The 22,438-nt window shown below is 71.8% G+C and carries 20 protein-coding genes; 13 read left to right on the plus strand and 7 right to left on the minus strand.

Annotation, left to right across the window (positions count from 1 at the left end):
* The first annotated feature begins 373 nt into the window (after window positions 1-373).
* The 3 genes from AB5J73_RS35630 to AB5J73_RS35640 are packed head-to-tail and all read left to right on the plus strand — an operon-like array spanning window position 374 to window position 2,507.
* The gene (locus AB5J73_RS35630; protein WP_370963204.1) at window positions 374-808 is read left to right on the plus strand and encodes an XRE family transcriptional regulator; all 435 of its coding nucleotides are present in this window, start codon (window positions 374-376) and stop codon (window positions 806-808) included.
* 19 nt (window positions 809-827) lie between these two features.
* Complete coding sequence (locus tag AB5J73_RS35635; RefSeq protein WP_370963205.1) at window positions 828-1,418, plus strand: hypothetical protein; 591 nt, start codon at window positions 828-830, stop codon at window positions 1,416-1,418.
* A gap of 9 nt (window positions 1,419-1,427) precedes the next feature.
* The gene (locus AB5J73_RS35640) at window positions 1,428-2,507 is read left to right on the plus strand and encodes a hypothetical protein (RefSeq protein ID WP_370963206.1); all 1,080 of its coding nucleotides are present in this window, start codon (window positions 1,428-1,430) and stop codon (window positions 2,505-2,507) included.
* Between the two features lie 49 nt (window positions 2,508-2,556).
* Here AB5J73_RS35640 and AB5J73_RS35645 read toward each other — a convergent pair whose 3' ends face one another.
* Both AB5J73_RS35645 and AB5J73_RS35650 read right to left on the minus strand, forming a co-directional pair.
* Window positions 2,557-3,069: a 2'-5' RNA ligase family protein gene (locus AB5J73_RS35645; protein ID WP_370963207.1), complete on the minus strand. Its 513-nt coding sequence runs from the start codon at window positions 3,067-3,069 to the stop codon at window positions 2,557-2,559.
* Window positions 3,070-3,085: 16 nt separating this feature from the next.
* On the minus strand, window positions 3,086-3,505 hold the full coding sequence (locus AB5J73_RS35650) for a hypothetical protein (protein ID WP_370963208.1): 420 nt from the start codon (window positions 3,503-3,505) through the stop codon (window positions 3,086-3,088).
* 154 nt (window positions 3,506-3,659) lie between these two features.
* Between AB5J73_RS35650 and dinB the strand changes: the two genes are divergently transcribed.
* Window positions 3,660-4,850, plus strand: coding sequence for a DNA polymerase IV (gene dinB, locus AB5J73_RS35655; RefSeq protein ID WP_370963209.1), 1,191 nt, complete (start codon window positions 3,660-3,662; stop codon window positions 4,848-4,850).
* Between the two features lie 65 nt (window positions 4,851-4,915).
* Here the strand turns inward: dinB and AB5J73_RS35660 are convergent, their stop codons facing one another.
* A complete protein-coding gene (locus AB5J73_RS35660) occupies window positions 4,916-5,767 on the minus strand; it encodes a class I SAM-dependent methyltransferase (RefSeq protein ID WP_370963210.1) in 852 nt (283 codons plus the stop codon).
* Between the two features lie 218 nt (window positions 5,768-5,985).
* On the opposite strand from AB5J73_RS35660, the gene AB5J73_RS35665 reads away from it, so the two are divergent.
* From AB5J73_RS35665 to fdhD, 3 genes are all read left to right on the plus strand, one after another.
* Complete coding sequence (locus tag AB5J73_RS35665) at window positions 5,986-6,396, plus strand: Lsr2 family protein (RefSeq protein ID WP_370963211.1); 411 nt, start codon at window positions 5,986-5,988, stop codon at window positions 6,394-6,396.
* A 377-nt stretch (window positions 6,397-6,773) separates the two neighbouring features.
* Entirely contained in the window at window positions 6,774-8,084 is a 1,311-nt protein-coding gene (locus tag AB5J73_RS35670) for an OFA family MFS transporter (protein ID WP_370963212.1), read from the plus strand.
* A gap of 1 nt (window position 8,085) precedes the next feature.
* Window positions 8,086-8,916 (plus strand): formate dehydrogenase accessory sulfurtransferase FdhD, encoded by an 831-nt coding sequence (gene fdhD, locus AB5J73_RS35675; RefSeq protein WP_370963213.1) that lies wholly within the window; start codon window positions 8,086-8,088, stop codon window positions 8,914-8,916.
* Here the strand turns inward: fdhD and AB5J73_RS35680 are convergent.
* Genes AB5J73_RS35680 through sucC form a run of 3 tightly spaced genes read right to left on the minus strand, consistent with a single transcriptional unit; the run spans window position 8,907 to window position 12,184 of the window.
* Window positions 8,907-10,154: a LysR family transcriptional regulator gene (locus AB5J73_RS35680; RefSeq protein WP_370963214.1), complete on the minus strand. Its 1,248-nt coding sequence runs from the start codon at window positions 10,152-10,154 to the stop codon at window positions 8,907-8,909. The genes fdhD and AB5J73_RS35680 overlap by 10 nt on opposite strands.
* 1 nt (window position 10,155) lies before the next feature.
* The gene (gene sucD, locus AB5J73_RS35685) at window positions 10,156-11,037 is read right to left on the minus strand and encodes a succinate--CoA ligase subunit alpha (protein WP_370963215.1); all 882 of its coding nucleotides are present in this window, start codon (window positions 11,035-11,037) and stop codon (window positions 10,156-10,158) included.
* A gap of 1 nt (window position 11,038) precedes the next feature.
* Window positions 11,039-12,184, minus strand: a complete 1,146-nt coding sequence (sucC, locus tag AB5J73_RS35690) for an ADP-forming succinate--CoA ligase subunit beta (RefSeq protein WP_370963216.1) — start codon at window positions 12,182-12,184, stop codon at window positions 11,039-11,041.
* A gap of 267 nt (window positions 12,185-12,451) precedes the next feature.
* On the opposite strand from sucC, the gene AB5J73_RS35695 reads away from it, so the two are divergent.
* The 5 genes from AB5J73_RS35695 to AB5J73_RS35715 all read left to right on the plus strand — a co-directional run bounded on the left by AB5J73_RS35695 (window position 12,452) and on the right by AB5J73_RS35715 (window position 20,483).
* Complete coding sequence (locus AB5J73_RS35695; RefSeq protein ID WP_370963217.1) at window positions 12,452-14,188, plus strand: thiamine pyrophosphate-binding protein; 1,737 nt, start codon at window positions 12,452-12,454, stop codon at window positions 14,186-14,188.
* A gap of 14 nt (window positions 14,189-14,202) precedes the next feature.
* The gene (frc, locus tag AB5J73_RS35700) at window positions 14,203-15,432 is read left to right on the plus strand and encodes a formyl-CoA transferase (protein ID WP_370963218.1); all 1,230 of its coding nucleotides are present in this window, start codon (window positions 14,203-14,205) and stop codon (window positions 15,430-15,432) included.
* On the plus strand, window positions 15,433-17,559 hold the full coding sequence (locus AB5J73_RS35705; RefSeq protein ID WP_370963219.1) for an acetate--CoA ligase family protein: 2,127 nt from the start codon (window positions 15,433-15,435) through the stop codon (window positions 17,557-17,559). It begins immediately after the preceding gene.
* 103 nt (window positions 17,560-17,662) lie between these two features.
* Window positions 17,663-19,042, plus strand: coding sequence for an OFA family MFS transporter (locus AB5J73_RS35710; protein ID WP_370963220.1), 1,380 nt, complete (start codon window positions 17,663-17,665; stop codon window positions 19,040-19,042).
* A 61-nt stretch (window positions 19,043-19,103) separates the two neighbouring features.
* Window positions 19,104-20,483 (plus strand): OFA family MFS transporter, encoded by a 1,380-nt coding sequence (locus AB5J73_RS35715; RefSeq protein ID WP_370963221.1) that lies wholly within the window; start codon window positions 19,104-19,106, stop codon window positions 20,481-20,483.
* A gap of 27 nt (window positions 20,484-20,510) precedes the next feature.
* Here the strand turns inward: AB5J73_RS35715 and AB5J73_RS35720 are convergent, their stop codons facing one another.
* Entirely contained in the window at window positions 20,511-21,248 is a 738-nt protein-coding gene (locus AB5J73_RS35720) for a GntR family transcriptional regulator (RefSeq protein ID WP_370963222.1), read from the minus strand.
* Between the two features lie 181 nt (window positions 21,249-21,429).
* Between AB5J73_RS35720 and AB5J73_RS35725 the strand changes: the two genes are divergently transcribed.
* Window positions 21,430-22,425 (plus strand): 2-dehydropantoate 2-reductase, encoded by a 996-nt coding sequence (locus AB5J73_RS35725; RefSeq protein ID WP_370963223.1) that lies wholly within the window; start codon window positions 21,430-21,432, stop codon window positions 22,423-22,425.
* The last annotated feature ends 13 nt before the right edge of the window (window positions 22,426-22,438 follow it).

Genomic DNA, 22,438 nt, shown 5'->3' on the forward strand with positions numbered 1-22,438 from the left:
TCTTCCGGTTGTACGTCCGGACCCCGCCGAACTGGGTGGTCAGGTGTCTGGGGCTCGACGGCGCCGTCCCGCGCCCGGCGGTGCCGGTCCGGCGCGGGCTCGGTTCGCGCGGACGTGGCCTCGAGGGCTGTCATGCTCGCGCGAACCTGGGCACCCGGCCGGCAAGGATCGCGCGGCGGGCACGGAGTTAGGCGCGTGGTCACCCCCAGCGGCCACGTGAGTCACCCCGTGGCCGCAGCGCCACCCCGGGTTCTGTGTCATGTTTCCGAAACACCGAACGGGAGTATCGTAGTCTTTCCGGGACAGGCTGTGTCAAGTTTTCGGGACAGCTAGGCTGACGGGTGTCACGTTTCACGGCTGAGGGTGGTGTGTGGTGAGCGAGCAGCGCAGTTTCGCCGAACGGCTGGCGCAGTTGATCGCGACCGTGCACCCGCCGGACCGCAAGCCGTACTCCTACCGGGAGATCGCGACCGGCGTCGCCGAGCAGACCGGCGTCTCGATGTCCGCGACGCACGTGCAGCAGCTGGCCGTCGGCGCGCGCAAGGACCCCAAGCGCTCGCACATCCAGGCGCTCGCGCAGTTCTTCGGCGTGCCCGTCACGTACTTCTTCGACGACGAGGTCGCCGGCGAGGTCGACAAGCAGGTCGAGGACGTCGTGGCCTGGCGGGACACCGAGGCGCGGCACCTGGCGCAGCGGGCGATGCGGCTGTCCCCGCGCGACCGCGAAACCGTGACCGCCCTGCTCGACCAGCTCAGCAGCTACGACGAAACCCGGCGCCGCGAGGGACGGCGCCGGAAGCCCGAGTGAGGCGCGGCGGTCGGTTACGATGACCTCGTCCGTGATCGCGCCCCGGTGCACCCGGTCGGCGCCCGCTGAGCGGGGAGGACCCATCGACGAGCGCGGTCTGGCCGACCTCCGCGACCGGGCGCGGGAGCGCGTCCGGACGGTGCTCGCCGCCGTCCCGCTGCCGCGGCCGTGGTCGATGAACGGCTGGGTGGACCGCCTCGAGGCCTGGCGCGGGCGCGAGATCGACCTCGTCCCGATCGTCCACCGGCCCGGGCAGCCGTCCGGCGCCTGGCAAGCGCGTCCGGGCTACGACCTGATCGCCTACACCGAGCACACGTCGGCGCTGCACCAGGACCACATCATCGCCCACGAGCTCGCCCACATGCTCTGCGCGCACGCCGGGACCTGCCTGATGGCCGAGTCCGAAGCCGCCGAGCTCGCCCCGGACCTCGCGCCGGCGGCGTTGTCGCACCTGCTCACGCGCGTCACGAGCGGCACCGAGGAGTACGAAGCCGAGCTGATCGCCGTCCTGCTGATGAGCGCGGCGACCAGCGAGCCACCCGCCGTTCAGCCGGGCGCGTCCGGCCGGGCGGCCGATCAGGCTAGGCGGCTGGCGGCACTCCTGGGATAGTCGCCTCCCGTGATCGACATTCTGTTCCTCGGGGTCGGGGTCTTCGCGCTCGCCGTCGGAATCTGGCGGGCCGTCCGCGCCCGGCGCACCGGCGCGGGCGCGGGACTGGCCGTTTCGCTCATCGCGCTGGGCGCCGCGTTCTGCTTCCTGTCCAACCGGGCGCAGCAGTTCGAGAGCGAGATCCACCCCAGCCTCGGCCGCCTGCTGTCGAACCTCGCGACGATGGTCGCCGCCTACGGGATCGGGCTGACCGTCGCGGAGATCAGCGGCACCCGCGACCGCGGCCGCCGCACCCGGCTGGTCGCGCTCGGCGTCGCGCTGACGCTGCTGGTCGTCACGTTCTTCAGCACGCCGGGGCTGCCCCGCGGGATCGGCCTGTTCGACGAGCTGTACCGCACGCACCCGACGCTGGTCGTCTACGTCTTCGCCTACACCGTGTACCTGGGGCTCGCGGTCATCGACATCGGGATCGTGGCCGCGGTGACGATCCGGGCGAGCGGCGGGGCGCTGCGCGCCGGGCTGGCGTTGCTGCTGCTGGCGTCGGCGTTCGCGATCGCCTACCTCGCGGGGAAGGTCGTCGCGACGATCAACGCGCTGCAGGCCGAGCACCCGGCGAAGGCGTTGTGCCGCGGGCCGTTCTCGACGCTGCCGTGCACCCTCGACGTCGGTTTCCCGGCCGTGTCGGTGCTGCTGATCGTGCTGGGCCTGACGATCCCGGCGGTCCCGGGCCTGGCGGCGGCCCGCCGCGACGCGCGGACGCTGCGCCTGCTGCGTCCCCTGCGCGCGCACCTGACGCGGCGCTACCCGGAGATCGTCCGCATCGACCCGGGCGGCCCGTCCCGCCGCGAGCGCCTGCTGACGGCGATGAGCGAAACCAACGACGGGCTGATCCTGGCGGGGGCCACCCCGGACCTCCCGCCCGCGGCGGCGGCGCGCCTGGTCCGCGACCTCCCGGACGAGCCCCGGGAGACCCCGCCACCCACCGCACCCGCCGAACCGTTCGCCGCGGACGTGGCCCGGCTCCGCGCGATCGCCCGCGCCTACCGCAAGCTGGAGGGAACGGCGGCGCCCGAGCCGAGCCCGCGCTGAACGGCCGGCGAGGAGTCGGCGGCGGCCGGCTTCCCGGCGCGCTTGTCGTTCAGCCGCCGAAGGAGGCGGAGAGCCGCGGTTCCCAGCCCCGGTCCGTGAGCGCGACCAGTCGCAGCTCCGCCGCCCGGTCGTGCACCGGAAGCAGTGGCCGGACCTCGGCGGCCACCCGCTCGAGGACGTCGGCCGTACCGCCCATCGCCACCGTCACGTGGGCGCCGGGGCGCGGACCGAACCGCCCGCCGTACGGCTGGATCTCGGGCCAGCGCGCGCAGACCGCGTCGGTGACCGGCTGCAGCGCGGGTGCCGGGATCGCCGCGAAACCGGGAGCCGTCACGAACTCCGTGAGCGGGACGTCGATCGGTGGGAACGTCCCCGCGAGCTCGCGTGCCGCGTCGAGGACCGCGTCGGTCAGCTCGGCGTCGGGCAAGAAGGGGTAGAGCGCCGTCACGTGGGCGGGCAGGCCGGGGCGGACCAGGGCGGGGTCGACGCGGCGGGCCGCGTCCAGGACCGGCTCGGCGGCGGGCAGCAGGATCACCAGTGCGGTGGTTCCGGGTTCGGGCACCCCCGCATCATGGCAGTCACGCGACGGCGGCCTCCGGGAACCGGCCCGCGCGGGCCAGGGAAAGGCTGCGCCGGCAGAGCTCGACGAGCTCCTCGTTGGCGCGGCTGCGCGGGACGCGGCCGCACAGCCCGCAGCGGATGGTCACCTCGCCGGCCAGTTCGTCCACCGCGACCAGCGCCTGGTGGTCGCAGCGGCGGCACCAGCGGTAGCCGATCGCCGGGTTCGTGTGCACCGGCGACGACACGCACTCGTGCAGCCAGCGGCGGTGCGTGCGGCAGGTGACGCGGTCGGTCGGATCGAGCCCGCCGTCGTCTTCCACGCGGTCTTCGCGTGCCAGCGTCGAAGCCAGCAGCGGCTGCCGCGCGGCGGCGGGCCGGTCTTCGGGGTTCGGCGTGGCCCACGCGTGGTGGTCGCCGCACCGGCACTTATCGGTCATTTCGCCCCCAGGGTCGGGTCGTTCGCTGACTCGAGTGTGAGCGCGGCCACGGACGGCGGACAACCGGAAAAGCGCTCTGTGTCGACCGGCGGCACGCCACTCGCGACGGACGGGTGAGCGGACTTCGGCGCTCAGTTATGCGAACATATGTTCTATGACCGACGAGGGGCCCATCCTGCACGCCGATCTCGACTCGTTCTACGCGTCGGTGGAGCAGCGCGACGACCCGGCGTTGAAGGGGCGGCCGGTGATCGTCGGCGGCGGGGTCGTGCTCGCCGCGAGTTACGAGGCCAAGGCCTACGGCGTGCGCACGGCGATGGGCGGCGCGCAGGCCCGCAGGCTGTGCCCGCAGGCGGTCGTCGTGCCGCCGCGGATGTCGGCGTACCTGGCCGCCAGCCGCGCGGTGTTCGAGGTCTTCCACGACACGACGCCGTGGGTGGAAGGCATCTCGATCGACGAAGCGTTCCTCGACGTCGGCGGGCTGGCCAGGATCGGCGGGCGGCCGAGCCACATCGCCGAACGGCTCCGCGTCGCCGTCGCCGAGCGGGCCGGGCTGCCGATCACCGTCGGGGTGGCGCGGACGAAGTTCCTCGCCAAGGTCGCCAGCCGGGTGGCCAAGCCGGACGGCCTGCTCGTCGTCCCGCACGACGGTGAGCTGGAGTTCCTCCACCCGCTGCCGGTTTCGGCGCTGTGGGGCGTCGGCAAGGTCACCACGGAGAAGCTGCACGCGCGGGGGATCCGGACGGTCGGCCAGCTCGCGACGTCCGAGCAGGTGGACCTCGACGGCTTGCTCGGCCGCGGCCCGGGCCGGCACCTCCACGCGCTCGCGCACAACCGCGACCCGCGCCGCGTCGAAGTCGGCGTGCGCCGCCGGTCGATCGGCGCCCAGCGGTCGCTCGGCCGCGGCAGGCGGACCCCGGCCGAACTGGACGTCGTGCTGGTGGCGCTGATCGACCGCATCGCCCGCCGCCTGCGGGCGGCCCACCGCGTCTGCCGGACGGTCACGATCCGCCTGCGCTTCGCCGACTTCGAGCGCGCCACCCGCTCGCACACCCTGGCCGACCCGACCGCCGGCACCGGCGTGCTGCTCGCCGCGGCGCGCGAACTGCTCGTCGCCGCCCTCCCGCTGATCGCCGACCGGGGCATCACCCTGCTCGGCGCCGCGCTGTCCAACCTGGCCGACGACGACCCGTTCCAGCTCACCCTGCCCTTCGAACGCCAGCGGGCGACCGAGCTCGACACGGCGCTGGACGCGGTGCGCGACCGCTTCGGCAAGGCCGCGGTCACCCGCGCGGTCCTGCTCGGCCGCCCGGACGACCTCGAGGTGCCGATGCTCCCCGACTGAGCCGAGAGCCGGCGGCCGCGGTTCCTCGCGATGCCGAACGGCCGCCGATGTCCGGCCAGAGAAGGTCAGCGGCGGGCGTGGTTCAGCGCGGACAGCGCGACGGGCCGCAGCGCGTCGGTGCGGTTCCACAGCTCCGCGGGGATGCTCTGCCGTTGCCCGGCCTGTTCGAGGACGGCGAACCCGGCCGCCCGCAGGAGATCCGCGAACGCGGTCGGGGAGAGGACCGTGTGCCACGGCTCACCCCCCGCCGCGGCGACCGGCCCGACCGCTTCGGCGTAACCGTTTCCGGCCGCGTCGCGCAGTTCCGCGGGGAGCAGGTGGTCCGCCACGATTTCCGATCCCGGCGCGAAACGGCCCAGATCCGTCAATGTGGCGGCAATCGACTCGCGCGTCAGGTACATGGTGACACCGAGCCAGCTCACGAACACGGGCCGGAACAGGTCCAGTCCACTCTGGACGAGCCGTTCCCGGAGCGGATCCGCTTCGAAGTCGACCGGCACGAAGGTGAGCGAAGCCGGTTCGGCGACCCCGGCGGCGGCGAGCAGTTCCCGTTTGACCACCTGTGTCGCCGGGTGGTCGACCTCGAACACCCGGAAACGTCCGGGCGCTGTCCGATACGCGAACGAATCGAGGCCGGCGCCCAGAATCAGATACTGGTCTATACCGGAATGGGAGAGCCGCTCTTCGGTGAACCGGCTCCGGCAGAGCGCCTCGGCGCGGGCGCCCGCGAGGATCGGATGGGTGCCGTGGAGCCGGTGGTACGCCAAGAGTTCCTCCGCCTCGCCGCCCAGGAGAGCGGCGGCCAAGGAGTCCACGAAGATGTACGGTTCGGCGTCGACGAGCAAATGCGCCGCGCGGGCGGCCGCGGCGGTGAAGGCGGTGCGGCTCGCAATACCGGTAAACCGGGGGTCAGTCATCCCGCCACGGTACCGATTTGATTTCGAGCATATCACAAAATTGATTTTTCGGCAAGGTGCAGCCCATTCCGACTCCGTTGCGGTCACTCTGGACCCGGGCGACCCGCTCGCCCGGGCGGCCATTGTGGACGCTTGACGGGTGTCGCGCGTGCCGGACGTGATTCGACAGGTTAGGGTCTGTCCGACCGTGTTCTGGAGAAGATGAGGAACGACGAACCATGGCGCAACGGGTGCAGGTCCAGATGGTGGACGACCTCGACGGGAGCGAGGCTTCGCAGACCGTCCCCTTCAGTCTCGACGGGGTGACCTACGAAATCGACCTGTCCGAGGACAACGCCTCCGCGCTGCGGGACGAGCTCGCGCGCTACGTCGGCGCCGCGCGGCGCATCGGCGGCCGCAAGGTCCGCCTCGCGACCGGCCAGTCGCTGTCCGGCTCGGGCGGCTCGGGCACCGACCGCGAGCGCAACCGGCAGATCCGCGAATGGGCCCAGGCCAACGGCTACGAGGTCGCCGAGCGCGGCCGCCTCTCCAGCGAGATCATCGCCGGCTTCGAGGCCGACCAGGCCGCGGCGGCCGAGCCGGTCGACGCCAAGCCGGCGCGCAAGCGGGCCCCGCGCAAGAAGTCTTGAGCGGGCTTCGCGAAACTTCCTGACGCGTAGCGGAATCGTCGCAGTGCGTGCTCACCGCCGGTCCGCTCGCGAGGGTTCCGGCCGGAGCGCCCCGAGGCGACGTCGAGTGCGATCACCGCACCCGACGTCACTTCGGGGCGCTTTTCTGCGTCCGTAGGTGTTCGTTGTGGACGCCGGACGCGGTTCGGCGGGTGTCAAAGCTTGTCGATGGTGCCTTCGATGGCCAGACTGGCAGTGCTCCGCGCGGCCGGTACCGCGTGGGAGCACCGGCCCGGTGGCCGCCTCCTCCCTCGATGGCCACCGGGCCGCCTTCTTGCCTCAATCCGTCGCCTACCGCATACTGCATACAATCTGCAGTCTGCGAGGAGGCGGTCGCCATGGCCGAGATCCGCGAGCTCCGGGACGTCTACGGCCGGCGGTACCGCGTCGGGGAAACCGACCGGGAGCTGCTCGGCAGGCCGCGGGCGTGGATCACCTGGCTGGCCGCCGCGGCCATGCTCGCCGCCGGGGTGCAGCAGTACGGCTTCGGCGCGATCGTCCCGGCGCTGAGCCGGGCGCACGGCTGGACGTTCGGCGGGATCGCGCTGTCCTTCGCGGTGTGGGCGATCTGCCAGGCCGGGGTCGCTTTCCCGGCGGCCTGGCTGCGTGACCGCGGGGTGCTGCCCGCGCCGGCCGCGATGGCCGCCGGCGCGGTCCTGTGCGCCGCCGGGCTCCTGACGCTCGGCCACGCGAGCAGCCTGGTCACGGTGTTCCTCGGCTACTCCGTGCTCGGCGGGCTCGGCACCGGGCTGGTGTACGCCACGTGCGTCGGCGCGGTCCTCGCTTGGTTCCCCGAACGCACCGGCCCGCGCGCGGGCGTCGTGAGCGGTGCTTTCGCCTTCGGCAGCGTGCCCTTCGTCGTCCTCGCCGCCGCGCTGCCGGCTGCGAGAGCGGTGCTCTTGGACGTGACTGCCGCACTCGTTCTGGTCGTGATCGCCGGCTGCGGCGCGGTGCTGCGCTACCCGCCGCGGCACTGGTGGCCCGCCACGCCGGAGCCGCGCGCCTGGGCACTGGACCGGGCGCACAACCGGCGGCCGGCCGTCCGGCACTACCGGCCGGCGGAACTCCTCCGCTGCGCCACGACGCGCGCGCTGTACCTCGTGGTCGTGCTCGCCGCCGCCGTGCTGCTGTTCGACCTGGCCTACCTGGCCACGTTCGTCGCCGAACGCAGCGGCCCCGGACTCGCGGCGGCCGCGGTGGCGTTGCTCGCCGCGGCGACGGGCGGCGGCCGTGTCCTCATCGGACGGCTGGCCGACCGGCTCGGCCGCCACCGGATCCTGCGGTTCGCGCTCGTCGCGGGCGGGCTCGCGCAGTTCGTGCTGTTCTCTTCGGGCGGGCACCGGCACGCGGCCGGCCTGCTGCTGGGCGCCGCGCTGGCCGGGCTCGGCAACGGGTGCTGCTACACGCTGCTGGTCGGCCTGGTGCGCGAGTACTTCGGCGAGGAGTCGGTCGCGCAGAACTTCGGGATCCTCTACAGCGCCAAGGCGGCCGGCGCCGTGGTCGGGATCGGGCTGGCCGCCCTCGTCGTGGCGTCGCACGGGTTCGCCGGGGCGTTCGCCGTGGCCGGCGTGCTGAGCCTGGCCGCGGGGGTGCTGTCCGGGCGGCTGACCCAGCCGGGCCGTCCCGAGTCGCTGCTGCCGGCGGCCTGACATGGGCCGGATGACGAGCCAGCGCCGGGTGCTGCGCGTCCGCGACGGCGTGCAGACCACGCGGCCGGACACGCTCACCGTCGAAGAGCCCCTCGAGATCCGGGTCGGCGGCACGGCGCTGTCGGTCACGATGCGGACCCCGGGCGACGACTTCGACCTCGCCGCGGGCTTCCTCGTCGGCGAAGGGGTGGTCCGCGCGCCCACCGACATCCGGGCGATCCGCTACTGCGCCGGCGCGACGGCCGACGGCGGCAACACCTACAACGTCCTCGACGTGGCGCTGGCCGACGGCGTCGCCCCGCCGGACGCGTCGGTGGCGCGGAACTTCTACACGACGTCGTCGTGCGGCCTGTGCGGCAAGGCGAGCCTGGACGCGGTCCGCACGACCGTGACGTGGCCGGTCGCCACCGACCCGTTCACGACGGACCCGGCGGCGCTGGCCGGGCTGCCGGACGAACTCCGTGCGGCGCAACGGGTTTTCGACCGGACGGGCGGCCTGCACGCGGCGGGGCTGTTCGACGGCGACGGGAAGTTGCTGTGCCTGCGCGAGGACGTCGGGCGGCACAACGCGGTGGACAAGGTCGTCGGCTGGGCCACGCGTGCCGGGACGCTCCCGCTGGCGGGTACGGCGCTGATGGTGAGCGGGCGGGCGTCGTTCGAGCTGGTGCAGAAGGCGGTGATGGCGGGGATCCCGTTGCTGGCCGCGGTTTCGGCGCCGTCGTCGCTGGCGGTGGACCTGGCCGCGGAGCTGGGGCTGACGCTGGTGGGGTTCCTGCGCGGGACGTCCATGAACGTCTACACGCGACCGGACCGCCTCGGTCTTCAGAGCTGACGGAGCACCACCCCGACGGCGGCCCCGGCCGGACTCCGGTGCACGGCGGCGAGCTGCCACGGGGGAGGCCGGTCGAACCGCCGGACGGTGAGCTCGGGAAACCGCGCGGCCGCGGAGGCGGGAAGAACGCAGGCGGCGAGCCCGGCCCGCACGATCCCCGCGGCGGTGGCGAGATCATCGACTTCGACCGTGACCCGGCGGCGGGGAAAGGCCCGGTCGACGGCTTCGCGGATCGCCCAGCCGAGCGGGAAGTCGACGAGGGCCAGCCCGGAGAGGTCCACGGGAGCGGACCGCGACCCGCCGGGCGCGGTGGCGAGCACGAGCTCTTCGGCGGCGAGCGGGGTGGTGACGAGCCCGGTGCCGGGGAACACCCCGGCTGCGCCACCCGGGTCGGCGGGAGTGGTGTCGGTTGTGGGTGCCGGATCGCCCGCAGTGGCGGGGGTGGTGCGGTCGGTCATGGGTGCCGGGTTGCGTGCGGCGGTGGGGGTGGTGCGGGTTGTGGGTGCCGGGTTGCGCGCGGCGGCGGAGGTGATGTCGGTTGTGGGGGTCGGGTTGCCCGCAGTGGCGGGGGTGGTGCGGTCGGTCATGGGTGCCGGAGTGCGTGCGGCGGTGGGCGTGGTGTCGGTTGCGGGTGCCGGGTTGCCGGCGGCGCCGAGGCCAGGGTGGTACGTCGCGGCCTGCCGAGCGGCGGTGGTGTCGCGGATTGCGGGAGCGGGGCTGGCTGCGGGGGCCGAGCCGGCGCCGACTGCGGGAACCAGCCCGCGCTCGGCACCGAGGTCCGGCCGGTGCGCAGCGGCCGGCCCGCCGGAAATCGCCGTCACCGCCAAATCCACTGTGGACTCCGCCACCGCGCACCCCGCCTCCCCGGCCGGCAGCCGCCGGACTTCGACCGCCAAACCCGGGTGGGCGTCCCGCAGCTTCACCAGCACCCGGTGCAGGTCCGCCAGCATTCCCGGGCACACCCCCACCCGCACGCACCCGGCCACCGGGGAAACCACCGCCCGTGCGTGCTCGGCCGCCTCCAGGGCCGCCCGCGCGGCGGGGACGAAGGCCTCGCCGGCGGGGGTCAGGACCACCCGGTGCGTGGTGCGGTGGAACAACGGCGTCCCCAGGTCGCGCTCCAGCGCGCGGACCACTGTGGACACCGTCGACTGCACCGTCCGCAGCCGCTGGGCGGCCGCCGTGAAACCGCCCTCCTCGGCGACCGCCACCACCACCGCCAGCTGACGGAGTTCCATCTCAGCCGAGCACTTCGCGGACCAAGGCCGCCGTCTCGCTCGGTGTGCGGCCCACGCGGATGCCGGCCGCCTCCAGTGCCGCCTTCTTCGCCGCCGCCGTGCCCGATGAGCCGGAGACGATCGCGCCCGCGTGGCCCATCGTCTTGCCTTCCGGTGCGGTGAAGCCGGCGACGTAGCCGACGACCGGTTTGGACACGGTGGCCCGCACGAACTCCGCGGCCCGTTCCTCCGCGTCGCCGCCGATTTCGCCGATCAGCACGATCACGTCGGTCTCCGGGTCCTTTTCGAACGCTTCGACGGCGTCGATGTGCGTCGTCCCGATGATCGGGTCGCCGCCGATGCCGACGCACGTCGAAAACCCGACGTCCCGCAGCTCGTGCATGAGCTGGTAGGTCAGCGTGCCGGACTTCGACACCAGGCCGATCCGGCCCGGGCCGGTGATGTCGGCCGGGATGATGCCGGCGTTGGCGCGGCCGGGGGAGATGATGCCCGGGCAGTTCGGGCCGATGATGCGCGTCCGGCCGCCCGCCGCGACGGCGTGCGCCCACAACCGCGCGGAATCGTGCACCGGGACGCCTTCGGTGATCACCACCGCGAGCCCGATCCCGGCGTCCACCGCCTCGATCACCGCGTCCGCGACGAACGGCGGCGGTACGAACAGCACGCAGACGTCGGCGTCCGCCGAAGCCACCGACTCCGCGACGCTGGCGAACACCGGCAGCGAACGACCGGAGAGCTCCACCGCCTGGCCGGCCTTGCGCGGGTTCACCCCGCCGACGACGTTCGTCCCGGCGGCCAGCATCCGCCGGGTGTGCTTGGCGCCTTCGGAGCCGGTGATGCCGGAGACGACGATCCGGCTGGTTTCGTCCAGGAAGATGGCCACGTCAGACCTCCGCGATCGCGAGCTTCGCCGCCTCGCGGGCGGCGTCGTCCATGGTGGCCACCACGGTGACCAGGGGGTGGGCGGCTTCGGCGAGGATCCGCCTGCCTTCGCTGACGTTGTTCCCGTCGAGCCGGACGACCAGCGGCTTCGTCGCGCGCGAGCCCAGGACCTCCAGCGAGCGCACGATCCCGGTCGCGACGGCGTCGCACGCGGTGATGCCGCCGAAGACGTTGACGAACACGCTGCGCACCTGCGGGTCACCGAGGATCACCGTCAGCCCGGCGACCATCACCTCGGCCGAGGCGCCGCCGCCGATGTCGAGGAAGTTCGCCGGGCCGCGCCCGCCCGCCTCGGCCGCGGCCGACGCCACGACGTCCAAAGTGGACATGACGAGCCCGGCGCCATTGCCGATCACGCCGATGTCGCCGTCCAGCTTGACGTAGTTGAGGCCCTTGGCGTGCGCCTCCCGTTCGAGGGGATCGCCGTCGGTGGCTTCGCCGAACGAAGCGGATCGCCGGAAGGCCGCGTTGTCGTCGAGGGTGATCTTCCCGTCCAGCGCGACGATCCCGGCCGGCGTGCTCGCCAGGGGATTGACCTCGACGAGCGTGCAGTCTTCGGCGACGAACACGTCCCACAGCTTCTCGACGACCCCGGCCACCTCGGCCCGGACGCCGGCCGGGAACGCCGCCGCCACCTCGGCCGCGTCGACGCCCGCCAGCGGGTCGACCGGGACGCGCCGGAGGGCGGCCGGGTCGGTGGCCGCCACCTCTTCGATCTCCATCCCGCCGCGGACCGAGGCCATGGCCAGGAACGTCCGCCCGGCGCGGTCGAGCAGGAAGGAGAGGTAGTACTCCTCGGCGATCTCGCTCGCTTCGGTCACCAGGACGCGGTGGACGGTGTGGCCCTTGATGTCCATCCCGAGGATGTCGTCGGCCGCCTGCTCGGCGTCGTCGGCGGTGTGCACCACCCGGACGCCGCCCGCCTTGCCGCGGCCGCCGGTCTTCACCTGCGCCTTGACCACGACCGGGCCGCCGAGGGCCACGGCCGCGGCGCGGGCTTCCGCCGGATCGGCGGCGACGCGGCCGCGGGGGACGGGTACGCCGTGCTTCTCGAAGAGCTCACGGGCTTCGTGTTCGAAGAGGTCCATGCGGGGCGTCCTTTCCGTGACGGGGCAGGGCAAGGGCGTGAAGTGGTGGTCCGCGGGGGCGGGATCGAGGCCCGGGAAAAACCCTGCGGATAGCCCTGGACACGGGCTGCTCGAGGAGTGACTATATGCCTACCCCATACGGTATGCAATCTACAGTCTGCCGCGAAGAGGCCGCTGACCTCGGAGGACGCCGGCAGCGGCACGAGCGGACCCGGAAACGGACCGCCGGACAAGAGAGATCCGGCGGCGGACCAGAGGAGTTGAGCGATGGCGCTGACCACGACCGGCACGACCGCGGGGGAGAGTGCCCGTGCGACGAACGGCGCCGAGCCCGCGCCGGCCGAAATCTCCGGCGGGCACCTGGTGGCGAAAGCCTTGAAGGCCGAAGGGGTCGACACGATCTTCACGCTGTGCGGCGGCCACATCATCGACATCTACGACGGCTGCGTCGACGAAGGCATCGAGGTCATCGACGTCCGGCACGAGCAGGTGGCGGCGCACGCGGCGGACGGCTACGCGCGGATCACCGGCAAGCCCGGCTGCGCGGTCGTCACGGCCGGGCCGGGCACCACCGACGCCGTCACCGGAGTCGCGAACGCGCTGCGCGCGGAGAGCCCGATGCTGCTCATCGGCGGCCAGGGCGCGCTTACCCAGCACAAGATGGGGTCCCTGCAGGACCTCCCGCACGTGGACATGATGGCGCCGATCACCAAGTTCGCCGCCACCGTGCCGCACACCGCCCGCGTCGCGGACCTCGTCTCGATGGCCTTCCGCGAGGCCTACGCCGGGGCGCCGGGCCCGTCGTTCCTCGAGATCCCGCGGGACGTCCTCGACGCCCGGGTGCCGCTCGCCCAGGCGCGGATCCCCGAAGCGGGCCGCTACCGCGCCTCGACGAAGAACGCCGGCGACCCCGCCGACGTCGAGAAGCTGGCGGACCTGCTGGTGCACGCGAAGAAACCGGCGATCCTGCTCGGCAGCCAGGTCTGGACCACGCGGGCCACCGGGCCGGCGACCGACCTCGTGCGCACGCTGAACATCCCGGCGTACATGAACGGTGCCGGCCGCGGCACGCTGCCCCCGGGCGACCCGCACCACTTCCAGCTCTCCCGCCGGTACGCCTTCGACAACGCCGACGTCATCGTCATCGTCGGCACCCCGTTCGACTTCCGGATGGGCTACGGCAAGCGGTTGTCCAAGGACGCCACCGTCGTCCAGATCGACCTGGACTACCGCACGGTCGGCAAGAACCGCGACGTCGACCTCGGCATCGTCGGCGACGCCGGCCAGGTGCTGGCCGCCGTGGCCGAGGCCGCGTCCGGCCGCACCGACAACGGTGCCGTCGGCCGCAAGGCCTGGCTCGAAGAACTCCACGCCGTGGAAGACAAGGCGAAGCAGAAGCGGCTGCCGCTGCAGCACTCCGGCGCGAGCCCGATCCACCCGTACCGGCTGGTCCACGAGATCAACGAGTTCCTCACCGAGGACTCGATCTACATCGGCGACGGCGGGGACATCGTCACCTTCTCCGGCCAGGTCGTCCAGCCGAAGTCGCCCGGCCACTGGATGGACCCCGGTCCACTCGGGACGCTCGGCGTCGGCATCCCGTTCGTGCTGGCCGCCAAGCACGCGCGCCCGGACAAGGAGGTCGTCGCGCTCTTCGGCGACGGCGCCTTCAGCCTGACCGGCTGGGACTTCGAGACGCTGGTGCGGTTCGACCTGCCGTTCGTCGGGATCGTCGGCAACAACTCGTCGATGAACCAGATCCGCTACGGCCAGGCCGCGAAGTACGGCCTCCCGCGCGAGCGCGTCGGCAACACCCTCGGCGACGTCCGCTACGACGAGTTCGCGCGGATGCTCGGCGGCTACGGCGAAGAGGTCCGCGACCCCGCCGACATCGGGCCGGCGCTGCTGCGGGCGCGGGAGTCCGGCAAGCCGTCGCTGATCAACGTCTGGGTCGATCCCGACGTGTACGCCCCCGGAACCATGAACCAGACCATGTACAAGTGAGCGGAGGCCAACGCATGGGCAAGGCACTGGAGGGCGTCCGCGTCCTCGACATGACGCACGTGCAGTCCGGTCCGTCGTCGACGCAGCTGCTGGCCTGGCTCGGCGCGGACGTGATCAAGCTCGAGACGCCCGGCCGGGGCGACATCACCCGCGGGCAGCTGCGCGACCTGCCCGGGGTGGACAGCCTCTACTTCACGATGCTGAACGCCAACAAGCGCAGCATCACGCTCAACATGAAGAGCGAAGAGGGCAAGGAGATCTTCGAGAAGCTGGTGTCCGGTGTGGACGTCCTGGTCGAGAACTTCGGCCCCGGCGTCGTCGACCGGTTCGGCTACCCGTGGGAGAAACTGGCCTCGCTCAACCCGCGGCTGGTCTACGCCTCCATCAAGGGGTTCGGGCCCGGCCGCTACGCCGACTTCAAGGCCTACGAGGTCATCGCGCAGGCGATGGGCGGCGCGATGAGCACCACCGGCTTCGAAGCCGGGCCGCCGACCGCGACGGGCGCGCAGATCGGCGACTCCGGCACCGGCATCCACCTGGTGGCCGCCATCCTCGCCGCGCTCTACCAGCGGACCTCCACCGGCCGCGGCCAGCGCGTCCAGGTCGCCATGCAGGACGCCGTGCTCAACCTGTGCCGGGTCAAGCTGCGCGACCAGCAGCGGCTCGCCCACGGCCCGCTCGGGGAGTACCCGAACGACCAGTTCGGCGACGAGGTCCCGCGGTCGGGCAACGCCTCCGGTGGCGGCCAGCCCGGCTGGGCGGTGAAGTGCGCGCCCGGCGGGCCGAACGACTACATCTACGTGATCGTCCAGCCACCCGGCTGGGCCCCGCTCGCCCGGCTGATCGGCAAGGGTGAGCTGGCCGAGGACCCGGCGTGGGCCACCCCCGAGGTCCGGCTGTCCAAACTGGACAAGATGTTCGCCCTCGTCGAGGAGTGGACCGAGAAGCACACCAAGTGGGAAGTCATGGAGAAGCTCAACGCCTGCAACATCCCGTGCGGCCCGATCTTGTCCACGAAGGAGCTCATCGAGGACGGCACCCTGGCCGAGCTCGGCTCGGTCGTGGAGGTGGCGCACCCGGAACGCGGCGCCTTCAAGACCGTCGGCTGCCCGCTGAAGCTGTCCGACTCGCCGGTCGAGATCGAGCGGTCACCGCTGCTCGGCGAGCACAACGACGAGGTGCTGGGCGAACTCGGCTACGGCGAGGCGGAGCTCGAGAAGTTCCGCGCGGCGGGGGTGATCTGAGTGGCGGATCGCGCGGCGGTCGAAAAGATCCTCGACCAGGTGACGGCCGAAGGGCGGTCCTCGCTGACCGCGCCCGAGGGGCGTGCGGTGTGCGAGGCGTACGGCATCCCGACCCCGGCCGAGCGGCTGGCCGGCTCGGCGGACGAAGCCGCGGCCCACGCGGAAGCCATCGGGCTGCCGGTGGTGCTCAAGATCGTCTCGCCGGACATCCTGCACAAGACCGAGGCCGGCGGCGTGCTCGTCGGCCTGGCGGACGCCGAAGCGGTGAAGGCCGGCTTCACGAAGATCCTCGAGAACGCGAAGGCGTACAACGCCGGGGCACGCGTGCTCGGCGTCCAGGTGCAGCAGATGCTCACCGAGGGGCAGGAGGTGATCATCGGCTCGGTCACCGATCGGACTTTCGGCAAGGTCGTCGCCTTCGGGCTGGGCGGTGTCCTGGTGGAGGTGCTCAAGGACGTCACCTTCCGGCTGGCGCCGACGACCACCGGGGAAGCGCTGTCCATGCTCGACGGGATCCAGGCCGCCGAGATCCTCCGCGGCGTCCGCGGCGCGGATCCGGTCGACCGCGACGCGCTCGCCGCGGTGATCACCGGCCTCGGCCAGCTGGTCACCGACTTCCCCCAGCTGTCCGAAGTGGACCTCAACCCGGTGCTCGCGACACCACGGGGGGCCACCGCGGTCGACGTCCGCATCCTGGTCGACCCGGACGCGGCGAAGGAACCGGTGCGGTTCACCCAGGAGGAGATCCTCGCCTCGATGACCCGGATCATGAAGCCGGCGTCGATCGCGGTGATCGGCGCGTCGGCCGAAGCCGGGAAGATCGGCAACTCGGTGATGAAGAACCTGGTCGACGGCGGCTACGCGGGCGAGATCCACCCGATCAACCCCAAGGCCACCGAGATCCTCGACCGCAAGGCGTATGCCAGCATCACCGACGTCCCCGGGGACGTCGACGTCGCGGTGTTCGCCATCCCGGCGAAGTTCGTCCCCGCCGCGCTGGAGGAGGTCGGCAGGAAGGGCGCGGCCGGCGCGATCCTCATCCCGTCCGGCTTCGGCGAGACCGGCAACATCGAGCTGCAGGACGAGGTCGTCGCGATCGCGCGCAAGCACGGCGTGCGCATCCTCGGCCCGAACATCTACGGCTACTACTACACACCGGAGAACCTGTCGGCGACGTTCTGCACCCCGTACGACGTCAAGGGCGGCGTGGCCCTGTCGTCCCAGAGCGGCGGCATCGGGATGGCGATCCTCGGCTTCAGCCGGTCCGCGAAGATGGGGGTCTCCTCGATCGTGGGCGTGGGCAACAAGGCCGACATCGACGAGGACGACCTGCTCACGTTCTTCGAGCACGACGAGAACACCGAGCTCATCGCCATGCACCTGGAAGACCTGAAGGACGGGCGCGCGTTCGCGGAAACGGCCAAGCGGGTCTCGAAGCGCAAGCCGGTCGTGGTGCTCAAGGCCGGGCGGACGTCGCAGGGCGCGAAAGCGGCGAGCTCGCACACCGGCGCGCTGGCCGGCGACGACAAGGTCTACGACGACATCCTGCGCCAGAGCGGCGTGGTCCGGGCGCCCGGGCTCAACGACATGCTCGAATACGCCCGCGGCATCCCGCTGCTGCCGGCGCCGAAGGGCGAGAACGTCGTCATCATCACCGGGGCCGGCGGCTCGGGCGTGCTGCTGTCGGACGCCTGCGTCGACAACGGCCTGCAGCTGATGGAGATCCCGCCGGACCTCGACACGGCGTTCCGCGCGTTCATCCCGCCGTTCGGCGCGGCGGGCAACCCGGTGGACATCACCGGCGGCGAACCGCCGTCCACCTACCGCAACACGATCGCACTGGGCCTCGAGGACGACCGCGTCCACGCCCTGATCCTGGGCTACTGGCACACCATCGTCACCCCGCCGATGGTGTTCGCGGAGCTCGTGTCCGAAGTGGTCGGGGAGTACCGGGCGAAGGGGATCCACAAGCCGGTCGTCGCGTCGCTTTCCGGCGACGTCGAAGTCGAGGAGGCGAGCGCCTACCTCTACGACCACGGGGTCGTCGCCTACCCGTACACGACCGAAAAGCCCGTGGCGGTGCTCGGCGCGAAGTACCGCTGGGCGCGGGCCGCGGGCCTGCTCTGAGCATCATCCACAGGGGCTGGCCCGACCTCCAGGAAAGGACGATGATCCACCCGCACGACGGCAGCAGAGGGACGTGAGTCAACGGTGACGAAAGAGAACTCTCATGACCGCAGCTACGTACCAGGAGATCACTGACCCGAACGGGCGGGTCTACCGGGTCGGCGAATCCGACCGGGACATCATGGGCAGACCCCGGTGGACGATGGTCGTCCTGCCCTGGGTGGCCATGATGGCCATCAGCTCCTCGGAATACGCGTTCACTTCGGCCGAGGACACGCTGTCCGCGGCGCACGGCTGGCACGGCGCGCACATCTTCTGGCTGCTGGCCGTCTGGGTGTTCTTCCAGGCGGCGGTGGCGTTCCCCGCGGGCAAGATGCGGGAAAGCGGCAGGCTGTCCGCCCGCTCGGCGATGCTGCTCGGCGCCGTGGGCACCGTGCTCGGCTACGTGGCGCTGGCCTACTCGCCCAGCGTCTTCTGGGCCTACGTGGGCTTCGGCCTGTTCGGCGGCGGTGGCGCCGGGTTCGTCTACGCGACCTGCATCAACATGGTCGGCAAGTGGTACCCGGAGCGGAAGGGCGGGAAGACGGGCTTCGTCAACGGCGGGTTCGCCTACGGCTCCGTCCCGTTCATCTTCATCTTCACGAACTACCTCGACCTGGGCAACTACGGCAGCATCCTGCCCGCGGTCGGGCTGTTCCTCGCCGCCGCCGTGGCGGTCAGCGGGCTGTTCTTCCGCGACCCGCCGAAGAACTGGTGGCCGGCGCAGGTCGACCCGCTGAAGGTGTCGGACGACCCGCGCGTGCGCCGGTCGCTGGCGAAGAACCCGCCCGCGGTCAAGCAGTTCACGCCGCGGGAGGCGCTCAAGACCGGCATGCTGCCGCTGATGTGGATCTGCCTGCTGTGCACGGCGGGCGTGAACATCTTCGGCATCTCCGCGCAGGTGCCGTTCGGCAAGGAAATGGGCTTCGCGGGCGGCATCGTCGCGCTCGCGATGAGCCTGAAAGCGGTCATCAACGGCGCCGGGCGCGGGGTGATCGGCTGGATCTCCGACCGGTACGGGCGGCGGCAGACACTGCTGCTGGTCTGCGTGGTGCTGGGGCTGGCCCAGGTCGCGGTGTACCTGTCCGGGTCGCTCGGCAGCATGCCGCTGTTCCTGCTGGCGTCGATGGTTTCCGGGTTCGGCGGCGGGGCGATCTTCCCGCTGTTCGCCGCGCTGACCGCCGACTACTTCGGGGAAAACAACAACGCCAGCAACTATGGCCTCGTCTACAGCTCGAAACTCGTTTCGGGGATCGTCGGCGCGGGCCTCGGGAAGATGGTCATCGACGGGTGGGGCTACGGCGCGGCCTTCTACCTGGCGGCCGGGACGAGCCTGCTAGCGGCGGGGCTCGCGTTGTTCTTGCGCCAGCCCGGCCGGAAACCCGGCGGGATGCGCGACGGGCTCGCCGAAACCGAGCTCGTGGCCCGGCCCGCCACCGGCTGACGTCCGGCGCGCCACGGCAGCAGAGAGAGACACGGGTCAACGCTGACGAAAGAGAACTCTTATGACTGCAGCTCGATACCAGGAGATCGTCGACGAGAACGGACGGGTGTACCGGATTGGCGAGACCCCGCACGACATCATGGGTCGCTCGCGCAGCTGGATGGTCTGGCTGCCCTGGATCGCCATGATGGCGGTCAGCGTGTTCGAGTACGGCTGGGGCGCCGTCGAAGGCACCCTGGAGGAGAAGTACGGCTGGACGCTGTCGGACGCGTTCTGGCTGGCTAGCGTCTGGGCCGTGTTCCAGGCCGCGGTCGCGTTCCCGGCCGGGCGGCTGCGGGAGAAGAACATCGTGTCGGCGAAGACGGCCATGCTCGCCGGCGCGGTGTGCAGCGGCATCGGCTACTTCACCATTTCCCACAGCGGCAACCTCGCGCTGGCGTTCGCCGGCTACTCGGTGCTCGGCGGGATCGGCGCCGGGCTGGTGTACGCGACCTGCATCAACATGGTCGGCAAGTGGTACCCCGAGAAGCGGGGGGCGCGGACCGGTTTCGTCAACGGCGGGTTCGCCTACGGCGCGGTCCCGTTCATCTACGTGTTCGCCGCGTTCCTCACCCCGGCCAACTACTCGGTGATCCTCGACGTCATGGGCGTCTACATGCTCGTGGCCGTCGGGATCTGCGGGTTCTTGTTCAAGGACCCGCCGAAGAGCTGGTGGCCGAAGGACGTCGACCCGCTGAACTGGGTCCGCGACCGGCGGGCCAAGAGCGGCGGCCTGGCGAAGAACCCGCCCGCGGTGAAGCAGTTCTCGCCGGGGGAGGCCGTCCGGACCGGGATGCTGCCGCTGATGTGGGTGTGCCTGGTGATCATCGGCGGCGTTTCGCTCTTCGGCATCAACTTCCAGGTGCCGTTCGCGAAGGTGAGCCACTTCGGCGCGTTCGTCGCGGCTTCGTCGGCCGGGGTGCTGGCGATCGTGAACGGCACCGGCCGCGCGGTCGTCGGCTGGGCGTCGGACAAGCTCGGGCGGCGGCAGACGCTCACCCTGGTGCTGGTGATCGCGGCCGGCGCGCAGTTCGGCGTGCTCTACGCCGGGAACACGCACAACCTGTTCCTGTTCATGGTGTTCGCGTTCCTGACCGGCTTCGGCAGCGGCGCGTTCTACCCGTTGTTCGCCGCGCTGGTGCCGGACTACTTCGGCGAGAACAACAACGCGTCGAACTACGGCCTGGTCTACAGCGCGAAACTGGTCGGTGGCGTCGGCGGCGGCGGGCTCGCCGCGGGGGTCATCAGCGTGTGGGGCTACACCGGCGCGTACGTCCTCGCCGGGTGCATCGCGCTCCTTTCGGCGGTGCTGACGCTGTTCCTGCGCCAGCCCGGCCGGAAGCGCCACCAGCTCGCCGAAACCGAGCTGGTGGCGCGACCGTCGGCCTCGGCCGGCGGTTAGCCGGAGAGCGCCCCGGTCCTGCCGAAATCAGGATCGGGGCGCCTCCGGACGTTCGTGGTAGGCCTGGCGGGTCCGTTCGGTGTGCTTGGCCATGATCTGTTCCGCCGCTTCGGTGTCGCCGTCGGAGATGGCGTGGATCAGCTCGTCGTGCTCGTTCCACGCGTCTCGTCCCCGGGGCCGGGCGATCGGCGTGTAGTACCAGCGGACCCGGCGGTCGACCAGGCCGATCAGCTCGGCGAGCACCGCGTTCCCCGACAGCTTCGTGATGAACGCGTGGAGGGCGGCGTTGGCCGCGACCAGGCCTTCGGTGTCTTCGGCGTGCAGGGCCTGGACGCCCACCTGCTGCAGGTCCCACAGCTGCCGGATGTCCTGCGGGGTCGCGTTGGCGGCGGCGAGCTTCGCGGAGTGCGTTTCCAGCACGCTGCGGACGCTGAGCAGCTGGTCGGCCTCCTCGTCGGTCGGGAGGTGGACGAACGCGCCCTGGGCGGGCCGGAGGTCGACCCAGCCTTCGCTCTGCAGCCGCTGCAGGGCTTCCCGGACCGGCTGCCTGCTGACGCCGAGGTATTCGGCGAGGTCGGCTTCGACGAGGTGCTGCCCGGGTTCGAGCGTGCGGTTGATGATCAGCTCGGCGAGGGCCTCGTAGACGACCTGCCGCAGCGGCGCCGGTCGCTCGACGCGCTTGGCGGGGGTCGAGCCGAGCGCGCCCTTGGCCGTGCGGCGCCCGGACGGGCCGCGGTCTTGGAGCGGGGAAGCAGGCTGGCTCACGGGACACCTCGGAGGGGAGAGGAATGCTGATCTGCTCACAGGATACAGGTTTTGGTATGCAAAATCCCGGAACCTCACCCGGTCGGGAGATTTTCCCGTGCGTTCCCCCAACCCCTGGTCCGGGCGGCGGATCCAGGATACTGTATGCAATCACGTGCTGGACCGAAGCGGGAGGCACATCATGAAGGTGGCTGTTCTCGGGGCCGGGGCGATCGGCGCCTACGTCGGGGCCGCGCTCCACCGCGGCGGGACCGAGGTGCACCTGATCGCCCGGCGGGCCCACCTCGCGGCGATGCGCGAGCACGGCGTCCGCGTGCTCAGCCCGCGCGGCGACTTCACCGCGCACCCCCACGTCACGGACGACCCGGCGGAAGTCGGCGAAGTCGATTTCGTCTTCCTCGGCCTCAAAGCCAACTCCTACGCCTCGTGCGGGCCCCTGCTCGCCCCGCTGCTCGGGCCGGAGACGGCGGTCGTGGCCGCGCAGAACGGCATCCCGTGGTGGTACTTCCACGGCCTCGCCGGACATCCGCTGGAAGGGCGGCGGGTCGAGACCGTCGACCCCGGCGGCTCGGTGACCGCGGTGCTCGGGCTGCGACGGGCCGTCGGCTGCGTCGTCTACTGCTCGACGGTCATCGAGGAGCCGGGCGTGATCCGGCACCTGGAAGGCACCCGGTTCTCCCTCGGCGAGCCGGACGGCGAGATCTCCGCGCGCTGCAAGGTCCTGAGCGCGGCGATGATCGCCGGCGGGCTCAAGGCGCCGGTCGAACCCCGCCTGCGCGACGACATCTGGATCAAGCTGATGGGCAACGTCGCCTTCAACCCGTTGTCCGCGCTGACCCGGGCGACGATGGCGCAGATGTGCGAGCACGACGACACGCGCGCGCTCGTCGCCACGATGATGACCGAAACCCTCGCCGTCGCCCGGGCCGCCGGCAGCGACCCGAAGGTCTCGGTCGAGAAGCGCATCGACGGCGCCTGGCGCGTCGGCCACCACAAGACGTCGATGCTGCAGGACCTCGAAGCCGGCAAGCCCCTGGAGATCGACGCCATCATCGGCGCGGTCGTCGAACTGGCGGAGCTGACCGGCGTGCCCGCCCCGGCGCTGCGCCACGTTCACGCCGCCATCGGCCTGCTCGGCCACACCAGCACGACGCCCGTCCCCGTCGGGTCGCACTGAACCGGAGGTACCC

The sequence above is a fragment of the Amycolatopsis sp. cg9 genome, from assembly GCF_041346945.1.
Lineage (GTDB): Bacteria > Actinomycetota > Actinomycetes > Mycobacteriales > Pseudonocardiaceae > Amycolatopsis.

Bases quoted from the DNA above. Each gene is read 5' to 3' on its own strand.
- sucC (WP_370963216.1), bottom strand. From the start codon at position 12,184: ATGGACCTCTTCGAACACGAAGCCCGTGAGCTCTTCGAGAAGCACGGC.
- AB5J73_RS35710 (WP_370963220.1), top strand. From the start codon at position 17,663: ATGACCGCAGCTACGTACCAGGAGATCACTGACCCGAACGGGCGGGTC.
- AB5J73_RS35650 (WP_370963208.1), bottom strand. From the start codon at position 3,505: ATGACCGATAAGTGCCGGTGCGGCGACCACCACGCGTGGGCCACGCCG.
- AB5J73_RS35715 (WP_370963221.1), top strand. From the start codon at position 19,104: ATGACTGCAGCTCGATACCAGGAGATCGTCGACGAGAACGGACGGGTG.
- dinB (WP_370963209.1), top strand. From the start codon at position 3,660: ATGACCGACGAGGGGCCCATCCTGCACGCCGATCTCGACTCGTTCTAC.
- frc (WP_370963218.1), top strand. From the start codon at position 14,203: ATGGGCAAGGCACTGGAGGGCGTCCGCGTCCTCGACATGACGCACGTG.
- AB5J73_RS35725 (WP_370963223.1), top strand. From the start codon at position 21,430: ATGAAGGTGGCTGTTCTCGGGGCCGGGGCGATCGGCGCCTACGTCGGG.
- AB5J73_RS35695 (WP_370963217.1), top strand. From the start codon at position 12,452: ATGGCGCTGACCACGACCGGCACGACCGCGGGGGAGAGTGCCCGTGCG.
- AB5J73_RS35680 (WP_370963214.1), bottom strand. From the start codon at position 10,154: ATGGAACTCCGTCAGCTGGCGGTGGTGGTGGCGGTCGCCGAGGAGGGC.
- AB5J73_RS35635 (WP_370963205.1), top strand. From the start codon at position 828: ATGACCTCGTCCGTGATCGCGCCCCGGTGCACCCGGTCGGCGCCCGCT.
- AB5J73_RS35665 (WP_370963211.1), top strand. From the start codon at position 5,986: ATGGCGCAACGGGTGCAGGTCCAGATGGTGGACGACCTCGACGGGAGC.
- fdhD (WP_370963213.1), top strand. From the start codon at position 8,086: ATGGGCCGGATGACGAGCCAGCGCCGGGTGCTGCGCGTCCGCGACGGC.
- AB5J73_RS35660 (WP_370963210.1), bottom strand. From the start codon at position 5,767: ATGACTGACCCCCGGTTTACCGGTATTGCGAGCCGCACCGCCTTCACC.
- AB5J73_RS35670 (WP_370963212.1), top strand. From the start codon at position 6,774: ATGGCCGAGATCCGCGAGCTCCGGGACGTCTACGGCCGGCGGTACCGC.